An 18,493-nucleotide genomic window follows, 5' to 3' on the forward strand; every position below is an offset into this window, starting at 1 on the left:
GCTTGCCTAACGAAAGGGGCCGGGAATGGCCGAGGCGCAATCGGGGCCACGGGCCCGGTACCGGGAGCAGACCCGGACGGAGATCAAGGAAACGGCCCTGCGACAGCTGGCCGACGGGGGTGTGGCAGCGCTCGCCCTCACCCGGATCGCCAAGGACATGGGGCTGTCGGGGCCGGCGCTCTACCGCTACTTCGCCAGCCGCGACGACCTGCTGAACGCGCTGATCAGGGACGCGTACGACGATGCCGCGACGGCCATCGGGGTGGCGGCTGCCGAGTCGGCGGCGGCCGCCGGGTCGGTGGCGGCTCCGGCGAGCCCGCGCGAGCGGCTGCGCTCGCTCGCGGCCGCGTACCGGGACTGGGCGGTCGGGGAACCGCACCGCTATCTCCTGATCCAGGGCTCTCCGGTGCCCGGATATGTCGCGCCCGCCGACACGCTGGACCGGGCCCGTGCGGTGCTCGGGCCGTTCCTTCCGGTGTTCGCGGGCGGGGCGCCCGGAGCGGGGGTGATCCCGGTGGTGGAGCAGATGACGGCCTGGCTGGGCTCGGACCCGGCCGTGGGCGCCTGGGTCGCCGAGTACGCGGCGGACACCGCCGCCGACGCCGCCGTCTCCGCACGGGCGCTGGCCGGCGCGCTCCTCGCGTGGGCGCAGTTGCACGGATCGGTGGGTCTGGAGACGGCGGGGCAGTTCGCCGGGATGGGGCACAGCGTGAACACCCTGCTGGACGCGCAGATCGGCATGCTGGCGGACGCCTTCGGACTGGAGTGAGCCGCCAACCCTGTGGCCGCTGCCCGAAGCCCGCGCCGGTTCCTGCCGGCAACGCGGATCGCCGGACGGGCCCAGGGGCCGGTCCGGCGATCCGTGTGTCGTGGCTGAGATGTGCGGTGTGTGGCGTGCGGGGTGCAGGGTGTCAGGGGTGGACGAGGACCTGGGAGAGTGCCACCCGGCCCGTTCCGGAGGTCACGATCTTCACCGTGCGGGTCCGGCTGTCCAGGTTCACCAGCGTGGGACGCAGCGCCTTCCCGCTGACGTGCACCGTCCCGTCGTCCGTGACGATGTCGAAGTCGGCCGTGGTGGAGGAGGCGTCGTTCCAGACCTCGATCTGCCGGACGTGCCGGACGGCGCCGAGGTCCACCTGCCACCAGGCACCCGCCTCGGAGAGCGTGCGGGTGTCCGTGTTGGTGTCGGCGTCCAGGGCGAGTGCCGCCGTCGCCGTTCCCTCGGTCGAGGACTGGGTGGCCGTGCCGGTGCGGGCCAGGTCGGTGCGCAGCTGCTCGACCGGGCCGCCGCGGGCGCCCGCCCGTGCGGCGACGGCGAGGGCTTCGGCGGGCAGCCGGTCCAGGCCGGTGAGGTTGTCCGTCATGACGGAGCCGGTACCGCCGAGTGCGGGGGCCGCGGTGTCGGTCCAGTTGCCGCGTGCGGTGTTCTGGATTCCGTAGTCCGCCCAGTTCGAGACCCACTTGTAGCCGATACGGGTGATGACGTTCCGCTCGACGGTGATGTGCGAGGACTGCTCGTCGAGGTAGATGCCGTTGCCGTCGCGTTCGGTGTTGCCGTACGCGGAGCGGTTGATGTAGTTGCCGCTGAGGACCGTGCCGGGCTGCGCGCCCTGGGTGTAGATCGCACCGCCGTCGTGCTGCTGCTGTGCGACCTCCATGACGTCGGTGATGCGGTTGTCCGTCACCTTGTTGTCGCGCAGCACGGACTTCCGGGCCTCGGGCTGGTTCCAGCCCCAGCCGACCGAGATCGCGGAGTACGGGAGGTGGTCCAGGCTGTTGTGGTCGACGGTCAGCCCGGCCTCGTATCCGGCCCAGATGCCCACCGAGTCGGTGTACTCGACGCCGGATCGGGTGATGGTGTTGTACGCGACGGTGTTCCGCTCCCCCGCGAGCGAGGCGCCGGGCAGCGGTTCGGTGTCGCCGACGTACACGGCGCCCGAGGACAGGTCGGTGAAGGACGACCGGGTCAGGGAGCTGTCCTTGGTACCGGCCTCCAGGATCGCGCCGGCCCCGCCGAGGTGGCTGAACCGGCTGCTCTCGATGGACACCCGCCGCCCGCCGCGGACGGTGATCGCGGCGGCCGGCTTCGTGTAGTAGCGGCCGGCGTGGTCGACGGGGCCGGTGGCTCCGGTCAGGGTGAGACCGGCCTGCATGCCCGCGTAGCCCTCGTCGGTGCCGGGCTGCCGGTACGCCGCGTACGCGAAGCCGATCCCGCTGACGGTGACGTCGTGGGCGCCGTCGACGACGAGGAGTTGTTCGGTGTGCGGGGTGACGGTCTGCGCGCGGCGCATGTTCTCGCCCTCGCGCGGCAGGTAGGTGACGGTGCGGCTCTTCGAGTCCCAGACGAACTCTCCCGGCTGGTCGAGGAGTTCGGGGGCGTTCTCGAAGAAGGCGACGCCGCTGTAGCGGGTGGAGTCGACCGCGGTGGAGTCCCAGGCGGGTCCGGTGCGGTCGGTGCCGCTCGCGGAGTTGGTCCAGCAGGGCTGGACGAACGTCATGGTGTCGCCGCTGACGCCCGCGATCCGGCAGTGGTAGTCGCGCCAGCGGACCCGGATGACGGCTTCGGCGTCGGTGGGGCGCTGCCACCGGTCGATTCCGGTCGCGGTGGCGCCGGTCATGCCGGTCGCGGTGGCGTCGCAGGTGCTCGCCGCGCAGGCCTCGCCGCGGGCGCGGGTGGCGCGGCTGCCGTCGACGAAGAGCTGACGCGGGGTGACGCCGGCGGGGACGCCGGCGCTCCAGGTGCCGTCGCCGTTGCGGTGCCAGCCGGTGATGTCCTGTCCGCCGGAGAGGACGGGGTGGGCGCCCGGGGCGGCGGTCCAGGTGACCGTGTGGCCGTTCTTCCCCGAGTCGGCGGCGCCCAGCCTCAGCGGCTCGTCGCGCTTGTACGTACCGTCCTTGAGGAGTACGCGGACGTCGCGCCCGGTCTCGGTGCGGGCCAGGTCCCTGGCGGCTTCCGGGGTGCAGGGCCGGGCGGCGGTGCAGGAGGAGCCCCGGCCGTCCGGGGAGACGTACAACGAGCGTGCTCCGGGGGCCGCTTGGGCGCCGGGGGCGGCGAGGAGCGCGGCCAGGAACGCGGCGGTGGCGGCAGCGGCGGTTCCTCGTACGACGTTCAGGGGGCGGGTCACGCGGTGGCCTTCCAGTCGGGGTGGCCGGGCATGGGCGGGTTGACGGCCCCGAAGAGCCAGTCGCGCAGGAACGGGTCGAGGGACCGGTCGCCGGTGACGTCGACGGTGTGCCGGATGAACTGTTCGCTGGTGTACGTGGAGTCCTTGAAACGCCGGACCCAATCGCGCATGACCTTGTCGAACTTCCGCTGCCCGGCCCGCAGACTCAGGGCGTAGAGCACGAGCGCGCCGCCGTCGTAGATGTTCGTGCCGCCGAGCGCCTTCGGCAGTCCTGGCGGGCCGTCGGCCGCGCGGACTGCGTCGAGCTTCTCGTACGTCGCCCGCATCTTGTCCTCGAGGACGGACCAGCCGCGCTCCTCGCCGTACAGACCGGCGTAGTACACGGCGGGGCCCTCGTTCAGCCAGGCCTGCTGCCAGTCGTGCGGGGTGACGGAGTCGCCGAACCACTGGTGGACGAGTTCGTGCACCATGGTGGTCTCGTAGCCGGGCCGGCCGCTGGCGTCGGGCTTGAACCAGTTGGTGGAGAACAGCGACAGCGTCTGGTTCTCCAGGGCGTCGGTGTAGCCGTCGTAGATGTGGACGCCGTAGACGGAGAACGGGTAGCGGCCGAACTTCGCCTCCAGCCAGTCCAGATGGTCCGGGGTACGGGCGACGACCGGTCCGTACTTCTCCTCCTGGCCCCGGGGGACGATGTGCCGCAGGGGCAGGCCTCGGCGGCTGGTGCCGTACAGGTAGGTGCCCTTGACGACGGCGATGCCGATGAGTTCGGTCGCCATCCGCTCGCGCAGCGCGAAGTGCCACACCGTGGAGCCGTCGGATCGCCGGGACCTGTGGGTGAGTTCGCCGTTGGCGGTGGCGACGAAGCCCTTGGGGGCGCTGATGTGGAAGGTCCAGGTCGCCTTGTCGGACGGGGTGTCGTTGCACGGCAGGAAGGTGTCGGCGCGCGAGGACTGGGCGGCCGAGGCGAACCCGCCGTCGGTGCCGAAGTTCCAGCCGGTGAGGCCGAGTCGGGGCGCCTTGCCGTTGCCCCGGTAGCGGACCTCGACGGTGAACGCCTGTCCGTCGCGGAGCGGCCGGGCCGGGGTGATCGTGAACTCCTGGCCGCTCTGGCCGGGGGTGAGCTCCCAGACGGCGGGGCGGCCGGAGACGGTGACCGCGTCGATGGTGTGGCCGTCGGTGTCCAGGTTGAACGCGGAGAGGTCCTGGGTGGCCCTGGCGTCGATCTTCACCCTCGCGGTGAAGTCGTACGTCACCGGAGTGAAGTCGAAGGTCAGGTCGTAGTGGAGGACCTGGTAGCCGCCGTTGCCGAGCGTCGGGAAGAGCGGGTCGCCGACGCCGTTCGAACCGGGCTTCGGGTCGAAGCGGTGCGGCTGCGCGGCGGCGGGCCGGCCGAGGGCCGGTACGGCGACGGCCGCGGCGACCGCCGCCCCGCCGATCCTGAGGGCCGTGCGTCGTGTCGTCACTTCTTCCCCTTCTGGGCCGCTTCCTCGAATTCGCCTCGGGCCTGCTCGGCACCCTTGGCCAGGTAGTCCTTGACCAGCCGGTCGTAGGCGGACATGGGCTTGCGGCCGGCGATGATGTCCTTGAGGGCGTCCAGCTTGAACGTGTAGAGGCTGCCGTAGCCCTTGGAGTCCCACGTGGGCGAGGAGTACTGGAGCGTCGGGTCCTGCTCCATGATCGGGATCATCTTGGTGAACGCCTCGTGCACATGGCGGACGCCCTGCTCCGAGTCGGCGCTGAAGACGGCCGGGACGGCGGAGGAGATGAACTTCCAGGGCACGGTGACGTCCTGGGTGCCCTGCTTGGTGAGCGCCGGGTTGCCCTTCGCGTCGCGGGTGAAGTCCTTGCCCTCGACGCCGTAGTTGATGAGCGTGTATTCCTCGCTGCCGAACGGTGACGCGGCGAAGTCGGCCAGCGCCAGGATCTGCCGGACCCGCTCCTCGGACCCGCTCTTCACATAGGTGTTCTCCAGCTTGACGTTGTCCATCCAGGCGACGGGCGCGGAGCCGAACGGTACGAAGGGCCTGGGGTCGTACTTCTTGTCGATCGCCTTCATCGCGGCGATGTAGCCGACCCCGGGCGCCAGATAGGTGGGTATGCCGTCGTAGACGTACGCGCCCTTGCCGTTCTTGAACATGTCCGTGTACTGCGCCTTCTGCGCCCCGGACATCTGGAGGGTGCCCGGGTAGTAGCAGCCCGCCTTGTACAGCGACCGGGCGGTCTCCACCGCCCGGCGGAACTCCGATGTCTCCAGGTCGGTGGTGAACTTGCCGGTCTTGGGGTCCATCCGCCAGGCGTACGGCGCACCGGCCGACATGGCGAGGACGTTGGTGGCGCCCGCGATGATCGCGTACTGGTCCTTCTTGGGCCGGGTCAGCTCCTTGCAGGCCTCGACGAACCGGTCGAGGCCGGTGATCTGGTCGAGGCTCGTGATGCCGATCTCCTCGAACAGGTCGTGCCGGTAGAAGCCCGCGCCGCCGGTGCCGGTGCGCGCGATCGGGATGCCGTAGAGCTTTCCGCCGAAGATGGCGGACTGCCAGGCGCCCTGCGGTATCGCGGCCAGGTTGGGGTAGTCCTTGACCTTGTCGCCGGCGAGGTACGGGGTCAGGTCGGCGCACTTGGCCCGCAGGAAGGCCGCCTTGTTGTCGACGCCGCCGACCTCGGGGTACATGAAGAGGTCCGGCAGGCTGTCGCTGGCGATCATGGTGGAGAACTTGGTGCCGTAGTCGTCCGCCGGGACGGCGGTGATGTCGACCCGGCCGCCGAGCAGCTTCTCGATCTCCTGCCAGGCGGCGTTCCTGCCGCGCGAGGGCGGCGGCGGCGAGAAGGTCTCCATCGTCGCGCTGATCGGCTTCGCCCCCTTGAGCGGGGTGTTCTTCGTGGCGCGCGGCGGCTTGGCCGGGTAGCTGAAGAAGCCCTGCGGAACGCCGGCCGCGGTGCCGGCGAGATCGGGCTTGAGGCCGATGTTGCGGATCGCGGTGTCGGGGAGCAGCGAGGCGCTCTTGGCCTCGGCCTTGGCGGTCGTGCCGCCGTCGCCGCAGGCGGCGAGCAGCGGGGCGGCGGCCAGTCCCAGACCGATGCCCGCACCCATGCGGAACAGCGCTCTGCGGTTGACGGGGGTTGAGCTCGGCACCTGAGTCTCCTTGGGAGAGGGGGAAGGAAGGCGTGGGGGGGGCGGTGGTTGCGCTCAGCCCTTGACGGCGCCGGTGAGCACGCCCTTGGTGAAGTAGCGCTGGAGGAACGGATAGACGCAGAGGATCGGTACGACGGCGATCACCAGGACCGCCATCTGGACGGCCTGCTGCGGGGCGAGCACCTCGCCGGCCGAGGCGGAGTTCAGGCTCTGGCCCTGGAGGACGTAGGTCCGCAGCACCATGGGCAGCGGCCATTTGTCGGAGTCGTTGAGGTACAGGAGCGAGTTGAAGAAGGCGTTCCAGTACGTCACCGCGTAGAAGAGGCTGATCACGGCGAGGACGGCCTTGGACAGTGGCAGGACGATCCGCAGCAGGATGCGGAAGTCGCCGGCGCCGTCGACCTTCGCCGCGTCGTAGAGCTCGTCCGGCAGGTTCATGAAGAAGGACCGCAGGACGACCAGGTTGAAGGCGCTGACCAGGGTGGGCATGACGAGCGCCGCGTAGGTGTCGTACAGGCCGAGCCCCTTGACCAGCAGGAAGTTCGGGATGATGCCCGCGTTGAACAGCATGGTGAACAGGGCGATCATCAAGATGGCGCGGGAGCCGGTGACCTCGCGGCGGGAGAGTCCGTACGCCATGCCGACGGTGACGAGCAGGCTGGCGAGGGTACCGAGGACGGTGATGCCGACGGAGACGATCAGTGCCCGGGTGACGACCCCGCCGGTGAAGATCGTGCGGTAGGCGTCCAGGTTGGGGTGGTCGGGCCACAGGACGAGGCCGGAGGCCTTGATGATGTCGGTCTGCGAGGCGAAGCTCGTGCCGATGACGCCGACCAGCGGATAGGCGACCGCGAGGACGACCACGACGACGGCCACCGCCTTGGCGGTCTGCCCCATGCGGGTCGGGCGTTCCATCCACGGCGGTCTGCCGTCGGTCCTGTTCCTGCGGGCGGGCCGGGGCGCGGTCGCGGTGGTCGCGGACGTGGCGCGAGTCTTCTCAGCGGTCAGCACCGCGGTACACCCCTTCGTGGCCGAGCCGGTGGGCGAGCTTGTTCGCGCCCAGCACGAGTACGGTGCCGATGACGGCCTTGACGAGTCCGACGGCGGCGGCGACGCCCCAGTCGTTGTCCTTGATGCCGTGGTAGTAGACGTAGGTGTCGAGGACCTCACCGGCGTCCGGGCCGACCGCGTCACGCTGGAGCAGGATCTGCTCGAAGCCGACGGAGAGGATCTGCCCGAGGTTGAGGATCAGCAGCAGGATGAGTACGGGGGCGATGCCCGGCAGGGTCACGTGCCAGAGCCGGCGCCTGGGTCCCGCGCCGTCGATCGCGGCGGCCTCGTACTGTTGCCGGTCGATGTTCAGCAGCGCGGCCAGGATGATGATCGTGCCCCAGCCGGCGTCCTTCCAGGCCACCTGGAGGGTCAGCAGCCAGGGGAAGGCGTCGGGGTCGCTCATCATGTCGTAGCGCGGCAGCCCAAGGCCTCCCAGGACATCGGGCAGCAGCCCGGCGCCGCCCAGGATCTGCTGGAAGATCGAGACGATGATGACCCAGCCGATGAAGTGCGGCAGATAGACGACGCTCTGCACGAAGCGCCTGATGCGGTCGCTCGCGATGCTGTTGAGCAGCAGGGCGAGGGCGACCGGGATCGGGAAGAAGAACACCAGCTGGACGAGGGCGATCTCCAGGGTGTTGAACGTCGCGCTCCAGAAGGCCGGTTCGCCGAACGCCGCGGAGAAGTTGGCGAAGCCGACCCAGACGCTGTGCATGTATCCGAGGTACGGCTGGTAGTCCTGGAACGCCACCACGTACCCGAGCAGCGGCACGTAGTGGAAGACGACGAAGTAGAGCAGGCCGGGCAGGGTGAGCAGCAGCATCACCCGGTCGCGCTTGATCCGCTGCCCGAGCGTCAGCCGGTGTGGCGCGGCAGCGGCACGGGCATCGGGCGGGGCGGGTTCATCGGCCCGCTGCCGCCGCTTTTCCCGCGGCAGCGGGGGTGCTGTGTCAGCCATGGTGCGTCCTGTTCGGCCGGGTGGCGCGTAGTGAGCCTTCTGCGGCCGCAAGTTAGTAAGCGGTTAACCCAAGCGTCAAGAGATTCGAGCGAACGTCTTTGTTTCGCCGTGCTCTTCGAAGGAAATCCAGGCCAGAAAATCGCCTGATAGCTGGACAGAACTGGATAGTTACGGGTGGAGAGAGCTTGACGGTCGGCCATCACGCTCCCTAGCGTGCCGGTCATTCCATAGAACGCGATTACTGTCCGGAGGCAGGGTGCGAACCACCGAAGAGGCGCCGGCTCAATCCGGTACCGATGCCGCGACCCCGCCCGGAAGGCGGCCGCGCACGGTTCTGGTCATGAGCCCCGGACTGCTGGACGAGGTCTTCCCGCCTCCCGTCCGGGCCCGGCTGGAGGAGACGGCGGACCTCCTCGACCCGTCCGTGATCAGCGAGTTCGACTCCCCCGCCGCCACCGCGGCGCTGTCCGGCGCCGAGGTACTGCTCACCGGCTGGGGCTGCCCGCCGGTGGACGCCGCGCTGCTGGACAGGGCACCCGGACTGCGGGCCGTGATCCACGCGGCCGGCACGGTGAAGACGTTTCTGTCCCCGGACGCCTTCGACCGCGGCATCACCGTCTCCTCGGCCGCCTCCGCCAACGCCGTACCGGTGGCGGAGTTCACCCTGGCCGCGATCATCATGGGCGCGAAGCGGGTGTTCCCGCTGGCGGGGCTCTACCGCGCCCGCCGCACCCACCGCACCGGCGCCGACCTCGACCGGCAGCACTGGCTCGGCACGCACGGGCTGACCGTCGGCGTCGTCGGCGCCTCCCGGATCGGCCGGCGGGTCATCGAGCTGCTGCGGGTCCTGGACGTGGAGGTGCTGCTGTACGACCCGTACGTGGGCGCGGCCGAGGCAGAACTCATGGGCGTCACCCCGGCCGATCTGGACACGCTCGTGGCGACCAGCGACGTGGTGACCGTGCACGCCCCGGACACACCCGAGACCCGGGGGATCATCGACGCCCGCCGGATCGGCCTGATGCGCCCCGGCACCCTTGTCGTCAATACGGCCCGGGGTCCGCTGGTGGACACCGAGGCGCTGACCGCCCACCTGGTCAGCGGCCGGCTCGACGCGGTCCTGGACGTGACCTCGCCCGAGCCGCTGCCGGCCGGCCACCCGCTGTGGGACCTGCCCAACGTCTTCCTGACCCCGCATCTCGCGGGCGCCCAGGGCAACGAGGTGGGCCGGCTGGGCGCGCTCGCCGTCGACGAGCTGGCCCGGTACGCGCGGGGCGAGCCCTTCGGTCACCCGGTGCACCGGGCCGACCTGGGGAGAATCGCATGAACCAGGACCCACCACAGGCTCTAGGCTCGGCGTCACACAACAGCCACCAGGGGGTGAGCCGGATGCGCCGGCAGAGCACGGCCGCGGACGGACAGCGACGGGCGACGGTCACCGATGTCGCGCGGCGCGCAAGCGTCTCGACGGCCACCGTCTCCCGCGTACTGAACCGCAACTACCCCGTCGCCGAGGCGACCCGGGAACGCGTCGAGTCGGCCATGCGCGAGCTGGGCTACGTGGTCAACGCGCACGCCCGCGCGCTGGCCGGGGTCTCCAACCGCACCGTCGGCATCATCGTCAACGAGGTCATCGACCCCTTCTACGCCTATATCGCGCGGGGTGTGGAGCGCGAGGCCGCGCTCGGCGGACGGCTCTGCCTGGTGTGCTGCACCCAGGGCGACCCTCAGCGCGAGCTGGCCTTCATCGACCTGATGCACGAGCGCAGGGCCGACGCGGTGGTGGTGGTCGGCGGCTCCATCGCCGACCGCGGCTACACCTCCGAACTGGCCCGCCGGGCGCGGGAGCTGGACGCGGGCGGCTCCAAGCTGGTGCTGTGCGGCAGGCCGCCGCTGGGCGAGGCGGCCCCGACCGTGGCGGTCGAGTACGACAACGAGGGCGGCGCCTTCGCCATCACCGACCACCTGCTGATGCAGGGCCACGAGCGCATCCTCTACCTCGGCGGCCCGCCCAAGCTCTCCACCACCCGCGACCGGCTCGCCGGGCACCGGCGGGCCCTGGAGCTGCGCGGACTGCCCGCCGACCCCGAACTGGTCCAGCCGGGTGCCTTCAGCCGTAACTTCGGCTACCGGCGGATGAGCGAACTGATCCGGGACGGACTGGAGTTCACGGCCGTCTTCGCGGCCAACGACATGGTCGCCGCCGGGGCGGCGCAGGCGCTGGAGGAGGCCGGGCTGCGGGTGCCGAAGGACGTCTCACTGGTGGGGTACGACGACATCCCGGTCGCCCAGGAGCTGCGTCCCCGGCTGACCACGGTCCATGTGCCGCTGGAGGAGATGGGGCGCCAGGCGGTGCGGCTGGCCGTCTCCGGCGGCGACGAGGACGACTGGCGGGAGCCGACCACGGGTGCGCTGCGGCTCGGCACCCACATCGTGGTGCGCGATTCCGTCGGGCCCCGGGCCGGCCGGCCCTCGCGCAAGTGACCGGTTACTTCCCGCCTGTCCGTAGTTGGCCATAGAAATCCGCAGTCGGTCATAGAAAATCACAGTAACTTCCCGACTCCCCTTGCGGCTCGACAGCAACCGCTTACATGCTGACGGCACGCCCCATCCCGTTCCGCACGCTTCCGCCCCTCATTCGTTTCTGCAGGGAGAGTTCCGCATGCGTCAGCACAGCCCCTCCGCCATGTCTTCCGCCCCGGTCGGCCGCCGCTCCGTCCTCGCCGCCGCGGCCGGCGCCGGGGCGGTGGCCGCACTCGGCGCCACCGTCCCCTCGGCGCAGGCCGCCCCCGGCCGGCCGCTCGCCCGCCCGGTCGCCCTGACCGTCACCGCCCGCCCCGCCGCCGAGGCCGAGCGGCTGCGGCTCGCACAGGCCCTGCGCGGCTCGGAGTTCCAGCCGACCGGCCTCCACGTTCCCGCCGGCACCCCGCTCTCGCTGACCGTCCGGCCCCACGACGGCCTGCTGCCCACGCTCTGGATCGGCGCCTGGGACTACTACGGCGAGATCACCGAACCGCGCGCCCACCCGCTGACCGCCGGCGCCAACACGGTGACCGACCCGCACGGCGGCCCGGTCTATCTGACGCTCACCGGGCACGGCGAGCGGGCGGGGGTACTCATCCGCTCCGGGGCCGTCCCCATGCCGGTCTTCACGCTGGGCCGCACCACCGAGGCCGGCTTCCAGCGGCAGCTCGACACGCTGACCGCATCGCCCTGGGCCGAACTCCACGGCCCGGACACGATCATGACGCTGACCCGTGACGGCGCGCTCCAGTACCGGGGCGAGGACCACGCCGCACTGCTCCGGCTGGTCGGAACGATCATCGACTCGCACGCCCGGATCAGCGGGCTGGACGGCTCCCGGCCGGTGCACCGGCGCAAGGCGGGTCCGTACCACTTCACCGAGGTCAGCAAGGTGCCGACCGGGGTCGGCGCGTACGCCACGCACGGCTACAACGGCTTCCCGCGCGCCTATCTCGACCGGGCCACGACCGTCGAGGGGCTGCGGACCCGCGGCTGGGGGCTCTACCACGAACTCGGGCACCTGCATCAGCAGATGGCCTACAAGCCGGGCGGTCTGACCGAGGTCACGGTGAACATCTACTCGCTGGCCGCGCAGCGCACCCTGAAGCAGCCGTCCAACCTGCTCACGGCCGACCCGGCGACCGGCCTCACCGCCTTCCAGACCGCACGGGCCAAGTTCGGCACGGCCGGGCTGACGTACGAGAAGTCCTTCGGCGCGTACGAGAAGCTCGTGCCGCTGCGTCAGCTGGAGCTGGCCTTCGGGGACGACTTCTGGCCCCGCCTGCACAAGCTGGTGCGCGAGGAGAACCCGCAGTCCGACTCCACGGAGAACGACAAGCGCTACCGGGCACTGGCCACTTACGCCAGCCGCGTCGCGGGCCACGACCTCACGGACTTCTTCGTCAACACCTGGGCCTTCCCGATCGACGCCGTCGGGCGGGCGGAACTCGCCGCCCTGCACCTGCCCCAGCCGCCCGTCGACCCGAGCACGCTCTCCGGCTGAACGCCGCGAACGCGGGAGACACAGTGAACGCAGAGCACGCACAGGACAGGGAGTCATCGTGCGACTGAGCAGAAGGACCCTTCTCGCCACGAGCGGCGCAACGGCCGTCGGAGCGGCGCTCGCCCCCGCGGCGGGCGCCGCACAGGCCGCGGCCGCGGAGCCGGCGGCAGGCACGGCACCGGACGGCGCACCGGCTGCGGACCAGGACTTCGACGGCCTCCTCCTGCGGGCGGAGACCCTGATCACCGGAGGCCGGTTCGACCCGTCCGACCCCGACTTCGCCGCCGCCCTCGCGGCCCTGAACAGCGAGGCGGAGGAACTGTGGGAGACCCTGGACCGCAGCACCGGACGCACCGCGCTGTGGGCGGACCTCTCCCCCGTCACCGATCCGGGTAACTTCGGGCAGACCTACACCCGGCTGCGCACCCTCGCCACCGCGTGGGCCACGCCCGGCGCCGCTCCGGCGGGCGACAGCGAGACCGCGGACGCCCTGCTCGGCGCGCTGCGCTTCACCTTCGACACCGCCTACCACCCGCAGGCGGGCGAGAGCGGCAACTGGTGGTTCTGGGAGATCGGCGCTCCCCGTGCGCTGATGGACTGCTGCGTACTGCTGCGCGGGCTGCTGTCCACCGGTGATCTCACGGACTATCTGGGCGTCGTCGACCGCTTCTGCCCCGACGCGGACCGCCGGACCAACTCCCCCACGCTGTCCGAGACAGGTGCCAACCGCACCGACAAGTCCGTGATCGTGGCACTGCGCGGACTGCTCGGCAAGGACGGGGACAAGGTGGCGTCCGCCCGTGACGCACTCTCCGACGTGCGTGACTCGGGCCGTAACAGCCTTTTCCGGTATACGAGTTCGGGCGACGGGTTCTACGAGGACGGCTCGTTCGTCCAGCACGACGTGGTCGCCTACACCGGCTCGTACGGCACCGTGCTGCTCGGCGGCGCGGCCTGGCTGATCTCGCTCCTGGCGGATTCGCCGTGGGCGGTCGCCGACCCGAAGGTATCGGTGATGTACGACGCCGTGGAGCGGAGCTTCGCACCGGTGGTCTTCGACGGGCTGATGATGGACGCGGTGCGCGGCCGGGCCGTCTCACGGGAACGCGCGGGTGACCACCGGGACGGTGCCGCGGCCGTCGCGGCGATCCTGCTGCTCGCCTCCGGAGCACCCGCCTCCTACGCGGAGCGCTGGCGGGCACTGGCCAAGGGCTGGCTGACCCGCAACCGCACCACCCCGTTCGCCGGTCTCGCCACACTCCCCCAACTGGCCCTGGCCAAGGCGGTGCTCGACGACCGGGACATCCACGCCGGGGCGCGCACGACGGGCAGCTTCGTCCTCGCCGACATGGACCGCGTGGTGCACCGCCGCCCCGGCTGGGCCTGCGCGCTGTCGCTGTCGTCGAAGCGGATCTCCGCGTACGAGGCGGGCAACGGCGAGAATCTGCACGGCTGGTACACCGGCGACGGCATGACGTATCTGTACGACGGCGACGACCTCGGGCAGTACAACGACGGCTTCTGGCCGACCGTCGACCCGTACCGGCTCCCCGGCACCACGGTCGACACCCGCCGGCGCGACGATCTCGGCACCGACGCCGGTACGTCCACCTACCGGCCGGCGAACACCGTCGCGGGCGGGGCCGTACTGGACACCCGGTACACGGTGGCCGCGATGGAGGTGATCGGCGCTCCGGGCAGCACGCTTCGGACCAGGAAGGCGTGGATCCTGCTGGACAACGCGGTGGTCGCGCTCGGCGCGGGCATCACCGCGAGCGACGGCCGGGCGGTCGAGACGGTCGTCGAGAACCGCAACCTCGGCGCGCGGGGCCGCAACCGGCTGCTGGTCGACGGTGTCCCGCAGCCCGTGGAGCAGGGCCGGTCCGCCGAATTCGGCCGGGCCAGGTGGGCGCATCTCGACGGTGTCGGCGGCTATGTCTTCCCCGATGGGGCCGCGCTGCACGCCCTGCGCGAGGAGCGCACCGGCACCTGGCGGGCCATCGACACGGGAGCGGACACGGGTGGCGGCGCCGACCCCGTCACCCGCCGCTATCTCACGCTCGGGCTGGACCACGGGATCTCGCCCACCGACGACGGCTACGCCTATGTGCTGCTGCCCGGTGTCCCGGCCGCCGCAACGGCGGTCTGGTCGCGCTCCCGGCCGGTCCGGATCGTCGCCAACGACGCCGCCGTGCAAGCGGTGGAGGACCGCCGGGCCGGACTGACCGCCGTGCACTTCTGGAGCGCCGGGTCCGCGGCCGGGATCACCTCGTCCGGCCCGGCGTCGGTGCTCGTGCGGCGAAGGGGCGCGCGGGTGTCCGTCGCGGTCGCCGACCCGGGCCGGACACAGAACTCGCTCACCGTCGAACTGCCCTTCCCCGTGCGGTCGGTGGCGCGGGCCGATGCCACTGTGAGCGTCGTTCCCGGCCGCAGGACCGTCCTCACCGTCGAAGCCGGCGGCTCCCGCGGCCACACCCACCACGCCGAACTCGTCCAGTAACCCGTCCCCTGAGCGTCGATCCCGAGGAGCAGCACCACCATGTCCGTCGCCCCGCATCTGCAACTGCCGCCGACCGACCGGGTCCTGTCGTCACGTACCGGCTGGACCCGGGCGCACTGGGAGGCGACCGCCGACCGGATGCTGGACGCGCTGACGCCGTACGCCACCCCCGGCTTCGCGCAGTACCGGCTGCCCGGCCGCGGCAGCTGGTCGGGGGTCGTCTCGGACGGTCTTGAGGGCTTCGCCCGGTCGTTCCTGCTCGCCGCCTGCCGGGTCGCGGGCGCGGGCGGGGCGGTCGACCCCTCGCTGACCGAGCGCTACGCGGCCGGTCTCGCGGCCGGCACCGATCCCGGGAGCGGGGAGGCGTGGCCGCGCCTGACGGACTGTTCGCAGCAGATGGTGGAGGCGGCCTCGATCGCGGTCGCGCTGCATGAGACCCGGCCGTGGATCTGGGACCGGCTGGACGCCGGGGTCCAGGAGCGGGTGGTCGACTGGTTCTCCGGGTTCGTCGGCGGCCGCACCTGGGACAACAACTGGCGGCTCTTCCAGGTGGTGTCCGAGCAGTTCCTCGCCTCCGTCGGCGCCCCGTACAACCGGTCCGACATCGAGGGCGGACTGGACAGGATCGAGGACTGGTACGTCGGTGACGGCTGGTACACCGACGGGGACGGCCGCAATTTCGACTACTACGTCGGCTGGGCCATGCACCTGTACCCGCTGCTGTGGGCGCGGATCGCCGGGCCGGGCGGCGGCGACGGCGGCCGGGCCGCGGTGTACCGGGAGCGGCTCAGCCGGTTCCTGGAGGACTACCAGCACTTCTTCGGGTCGGACGGCGCCCCGGTCCACCAGGGCCGTTCCCTCACCTACCGTTTCGCCGCGCTCGCCCCGGTGTGGATGGGCGCGCTCGCCGACTGCACACCGCTGGCGCCCGGACTGACCCGGAGGCTCGCCTCGGGCACGCTGCGGCACTTCGCGGAGCGCGGGGTGCCGGACGAGCGGGGGCTGCTGACGCTCGGCTGGTACGACACCTTCCTGCCGTCCACCCAGCCGTACTCGGGTCCGGCCTCCCCGTACTGGGCGAGCAAGGGCTTCCTCGGGCTGCTGCTCCCGGCGGACCACGCGGTGTGGACTGCGCGTGAACTCCCGCTGCCCGTCGAGGAGTCCGACACGTACACCGCTCTGCCCGCGCCGGGCTGGCTGCTGCACGGCACCCGGCACGACGGGATCGTCCGGCTGGTCAACCACGGCAGCGACCACAACCCGCCCGCCCCTGACGCCGGCGCGGCCGATGCGGACGCCGATCCGGACCGGGGTGCGGGCGAGGAAGACCCGCACTACGCGAAGCTCGGGTACTCGACGGCGACCGCGCCGCAATCCTCGCCGCACGCCGTGGCCCGCGGCATCGACGGCCACCTGGCCCTGGTCGCCCCGGACGGCACCCCGTCCCGGCGCCGCCGGATCCATCCGCTGCGCTGCGAGGGCCGCGTCGCCGCGTCCTGGTCGGCGGCGCGGCTGCCGGGTGACGAGCGCGCGTACCGGATCGGGACGACGAGCGTGCTGCACGGCCCGTGGGAGATCCGGGTGCACCGGGTCGAGTCGCCCGAGGGTGCGGTGGTCCGGGAGGGCGGTCACGCGGTCGCCGACCGGACGAGCCCGTTCGCCTCGTCGGGGCCGGACTGGGCACTCGCCCGCACGGCCGAGGGGCTGACCAGTGCGGTGGTCGCCCTGTACGGGTGGGACGGCGGGGCCGAGGTGGCGCGCGATGTCGAGTCCAACGCGTACGGACCGCACTCGGCGGTCCCGTATCTGCGCAGCGCGCCCCGTCCGGGCGGCCGGAGCGTTCATGTGTCGCTCGTCGTGCTCTCCCGCGACCGTGTCCATCCGGAGGCGCTCCGTACGGCGGTTCGCGTGCGGGTGGACGGCGACGCGGTGGTCCTGACCTTCCTGGACGGGAGCCGGGTCGAGGTCTGACCGGCGCCGGCCGGCGGCGGGCCCCGGCCGGCGGACCGGGCTCAGATTCCGATGCTGTTGTCCTCCCGGCGGTGGATGTGCCCGATCAGCTCCTGCGCCAGGGACTTGATCGTGTCGAGCCCGGCCCGCCCCCACGGGCGGGGCACGGTGTCCACGGCGCAGACGGCGCCCAGGGCGATCCCCGTACGGTCGATGAGCGGCGCCCCCAGGTAGGAGCGGATGCCTATGTCGTCGACGACCGGGTTCCCGGCGAACCGCGGATAGTCGCAGACGTCCTCCAGGACCAGCGCCCTTCGCCGCACCACGACGTGCGGGCAGTAGCCGTGGTCGAGGGCCACATAGCGGCCGCTGCGGCCGCTGCCCGCCGCCGTGGCTCCCAGGTCGGCGCCCTTGCGGGTGCCCGCCGGGGTGTGCAGCCCGGCGTAGAACTGCCGGTTGCCGTCGATGAAGTTGACTATCGAGAAGGGCACTTCGGTCACTTCGGCCACCCGGTCGGCGAAGGAGTCGAAGTTGTCGAACGAGGCGTCGGACCGCTCACCCAGGCCGAGGCTGCGCAGCCGCTGGGTCCGGACGGGGGCGTCGCTGTCGACGGGGGTCAGCAGCATCCGCCCGATGGCGTGCGGGATCACGTACGGACTCCGAAACTGCCGTGGCCGGAGAGCGGGGCCGGCTCGGTGGTGGCGTTGATGAGGTGCTGGACGAGGGTGACCAGCGCGCCGGTTCCCGAGCTGGCGATCCGGGCGTCGCAGAGGACGACCGGTACCGCGGGTGCCAGGTCGAGCGCGGCCCGCACCTCCTCGGGGCCGTAGCGGAAAGCACCGTCGAACTCGTTGACGGCGACGATGAATCCGATTCCGCGCCGCTCGAAGAAGTCGACGGCCGCGAAGCACTCCTCCAGTCTGCGGGTGTCCGCGATGACCACCGCTCCGAGTGCGCCCTGGGAGAGCTCGTCCCACATGAACCAGAAGCGTTCCTGGCCGGGTGTGCCGAACAGATAGAGCACGTGCTGCTCGTCCAGTGTGATGCGGCCGAAGTCCATGGCGACCGTGGTGGAGGTCTTGGACTCGATGCCTTCGAGGCTGTCGGTCGCCGCGCTGACCTGGGTCAGCAGCTCCTCCGTGCTCAGCGGCGCGATCTCGCTGACCGCGCCGACGAAGGTCGTCTTGCCGACACCGAAACCGCCCGCCACCAGCACCTTGAGCGCGACGGGAAAGCCCTCGGGGCTGCTGGGGGCGTCCGCGTGCCCCACGTGCCCCGGGGCCTCGGCGTGACCAGCGCTCCCGGGGCCGTCCGCGTAGCCGACGCTTCCGGGGCCCCCGGTCCCCGGGTACGGGGCGGAGCTGTCGAAACCGTCAGAGCTGTCGTCGTAAGCCATCGAGCACTGCCTCCAGCAGGGATCGGTCAGTGGGCATGTCGTGGAAGGCGGGCGGGTGCGCGGTGACCGCTCCGCAGTCGACCAGGTCGGAGAGGAGCACCTTGGTGACGACCGCGGGAAGCCGCAGATGCGCGGCGATCTCGGCCACCGAGGTGGGGCCGCCGCACAGTCCCAGCGCCACGGAGTGCTCGGGGCCGAGGTGGTCCTGCGGAACGGTTCCGGTGGCCATGACCAGGGAGAGCAGGTCGAGCACGGTGGTGGGGCGGGTGCGGCCGCCGCTCACCGTGTACGGGCGGATGAGGCGGCCTGCCGCATCGTCGAGCAACGGCGCGTCCTGGGTGGCCGACACGC

The 18,493-nt window shown here is 71.6% G+C and carries 14 protein-coding genes; 6 read left to right on the forward strand and 8 right to left on the reverse strand.

The genetic code is table 11. From position 1 onward, the window contains the following. The first annotated feature begins 25 nt into the window (after positions 1 to 25). Positions 26 to 769 carry a TetR/AcrR family transcriptional regulator gene (locus ACZ6S6_RS05555; RefSeq protein WP_362952746.1) on the forward strand — a complete coding sequence of 248 codons (744 nt, stop codon included), beginning with the start codon at positions 26 to 28 and terminating at the stop codon, positions 767 to 769. A gap of 142 nt (positions 770 to 911) precedes the next feature. Here the strand turns inward: ACZ6S6_RS05555 and ACZ6S6_RS05560 are convergent, their stop codons facing one another. The 5 genes from ACZ6S6_RS05560 to ACZ6S6_RS05580 form a co-directional block, all read right to left on the reverse strand. Further along, positions 912 to 3,125, reverse strand: coding sequence for a right-handed parallel beta-helix repeat-containing protein (locus ACZ6S6_RS05560; RefSeq protein WP_469704090.1), 2,214 nt, complete (start codon positions 3,123 to 3,125; stop codon positions 912 to 914). Beyond that, entirely contained in the window at positions 3,122 to 4,588 is a 1,467-nt protein-coding gene (locus ACZ6S6_RS05565) for a M1 family metallopeptidase (protein WP_469704091.1), read from the reverse strand. Before ACZ6S6_RS05565 ends, ACZ6S6_RS05560 begins: the two co-directional genes overlap by 4 nt. After that, positions 4,585 to 6,258, reverse strand: coding sequence for an extracellular solute-binding protein (locus ACZ6S6_RS05570; protein ID WP_469704092.1), 1,674 nt, complete (start codon positions 6,256 to 6,258; stop codon positions 4,585 to 4,587). Before ACZ6S6_RS05570 ends, ACZ6S6_RS05565 begins: the two co-directional genes overlap by 4 nt. 54 nt (positions 6,259 to 6,312) lie before the next feature. Continuing rightward, a complete protein-coding gene (locus ACZ6S6_RS05575) occupies positions 6,313 to 7,173 on the reverse strand; it encodes a carbohydrate ABC transporter permease (protein WP_469704093.1) in 861 nt (286 codons plus the stop codon). Positions 7,174 to 7,255: 82 nt separating this feature from the next. Further along, positions 7,256 to 8,269 (reverse strand): ABC transporter permease, encoded by a 1,014-nt coding sequence (locus tag ACZ6S6_RS05580; protein ID WP_362952738.1) that lies wholly within the window; start codon positions 8,267 to 8,269, stop codon positions 7,256 to 7,258. Between the two features lie 340 nt (positions 8,270 to 8,609). On the opposite strand from ACZ6S6_RS05580, the gene ACZ6S6_RS05585 reads away from it, so the two are divergent. The 5 genes from ACZ6S6_RS05585 to ACZ6S6_RS05605 all read left to right on the forward strand — a co-directional run bounded on the left by ACZ6S6_RS05585 (position 8,610) and on the right by ACZ6S6_RS05605 (position 16,767). Next, positions 8,610 to 9,596 (forward strand): hydroxyacid dehydrogenase, encoded by a 987-nt coding sequence (locus ACZ6S6_RS05585; RefSeq protein ID WP_362952736.1) that lies wholly within the window; start codon positions 8,610 to 8,612, stop codon positions 9,594 to 9,596. A gap of 62 nt (positions 9,597 to 9,658) precedes the next feature. Beyond that, on the forward strand, positions 9,659 to 10,753 hold the full coding sequence (locus ACZ6S6_RS05590) for a LacI family DNA-binding transcriptional regulator (RefSeq protein ID WP_362953134.1): 1,095 nt from the start codon (positions 9,659 to 9,661) through the stop codon (positions 10,751 to 10,753). A 178-nt stretch (positions 10,754 to 10,931) separates the two neighbouring features. Beyond that, positions 10,932 to 12,296 (forward strand): M60 family metallopeptidase, encoded by a 1,365-nt coding sequence (locus tag ACZ6S6_RS05595; protein WP_469704094.1) that lies wholly within the window; start codon positions 10,932 to 10,934, stop codon positions 12,294 to 12,296. 58 nt (positions 12,297 to 12,354) lie between these two features. Then, entirely contained in the window at positions 12,355 to 14,796 is a 2,442-nt protein-coding gene (locus ACZ6S6_RS05600; protein WP_469704095.1) for a polysaccharide lyase 8 family protein, read from the forward strand. Positions 14,797 to 14,835: 39 nt separating this feature from the next. Further along, entirely contained in the window at positions 14,836 to 16,767 is a 1,932-nt protein-coding gene (locus tag ACZ6S6_RS05605) for a DUF2264 domain-containing protein (RefSeq protein ID WP_469704096.1), read from the forward strand. Positions 16,768 to 16,808: 41 nt separating this feature from the next. Here ACZ6S6_RS05605 and ACZ6S6_RS05610 read toward each other — a convergent pair whose 3' ends face one another. The 3 genes from ACZ6S6_RS05610 to ACZ6S6_RS05620 are packed head-to-tail and all read right to left on the reverse strand — an operon-like array spanning position 16,809 to position 18,491. Beyond that, entirely contained in the window at positions 16,809 to 17,396 is a 588-nt protein-coding gene (locus ACZ6S6_RS05610) for a GAF domain-containing protein (protein ID WP_362952728.1), read from the reverse strand. Beyond that, positions 17,393 to 18,142: a GTP-binding protein gene (locus ACZ6S6_RS05615; RefSeq protein WP_362952726.1), complete on the reverse strand. Its 750-nt coding sequence runs from the start codon at positions 18,140 to 18,142 to the stop codon at positions 17,393 to 17,395. Before ACZ6S6_RS05615 ends, ACZ6S6_RS05610 begins: the two co-directional genes overlap by 4 nt. Then, positions 18,120 to 18,491 carry a DUF742 domain-containing protein gene (locus ACZ6S6_RS05620; protein WP_362952724.1) on the reverse strand — a complete coding sequence of 124 codons (372 nt, stop codon included), beginning with the start codon at positions 18,489 to 18,491 and terminating at the stop codon, positions 18,120 to 18,122. Before ACZ6S6_RS05620 ends, ACZ6S6_RS05615 begins: the two co-directional genes overlap by 23 nt. Positions 18,492 to 18,493: the final 2 nt, after the last annotated feature.

It is taken from the genome of Streptomyces sp. NPDC048671 (assembly GCF_055587045.1).

Bases quoted from the DNA above. Each gene is read 5' to 3' on its own strand.
- ACZ6S6_RS05595 (WP_469704094.1), top strand. From the start codon at position 10,932: ATGCGTCAGCACAGCCCCTCCGCCATGTCTTCCGCCCCGGTCGGCCGC.
- ACZ6S6_RS05580 (WP_362952738.1), bottom strand. From the start codon at position 8,269: ATGGCTGACACAGCACCCCCGCTGCCGCGGGAAAAGCGGCGGCAGCGG.
- ACZ6S6_RS05590 (WP_362953134.1), top strand. From the start codon at position 9,659: ATGCGCCGGCAGAGCACGGCCGCGGACGGACAGCGACGGGCGACGGTC.
- ACZ6S6_RS05605 (WP_469704096.1), top strand. From the start codon at position 14,836: ATGTCCGTCGCCCCGCATCTGCAACTGCCGCCGACCGACCGGGTCCTG.
- ACZ6S6_RS05585 (WP_362952736.1), top strand. From the start codon at position 8,610: ATGAGCCCCGGACTGCTGGACGAGGTCTTCCCGCCTCCCGTCCGGGCC.
- ACZ6S6_RS05555 (WP_362952746.1), top strand. From the start codon at position 26: ATGGCCGAGGCGCAATCGGGGCCACGGGCCCGGTACCGGGAGCAGACC.
- ACZ6S6_RS05615 (WP_362952726.1), bottom strand. From the start codon at position 18,142: ATGGCTTACGACGACAGCTCTGACGGTTTCGACAGCTCCGCCCCGTAC.
- ACZ6S6_RS05575 (WP_469704093.1), bottom strand. From the start codon at position 7,173: ATGGAACGCCCGACCCGCATGGGGCAGACCGCCAAGGCGGTGGCCGTC.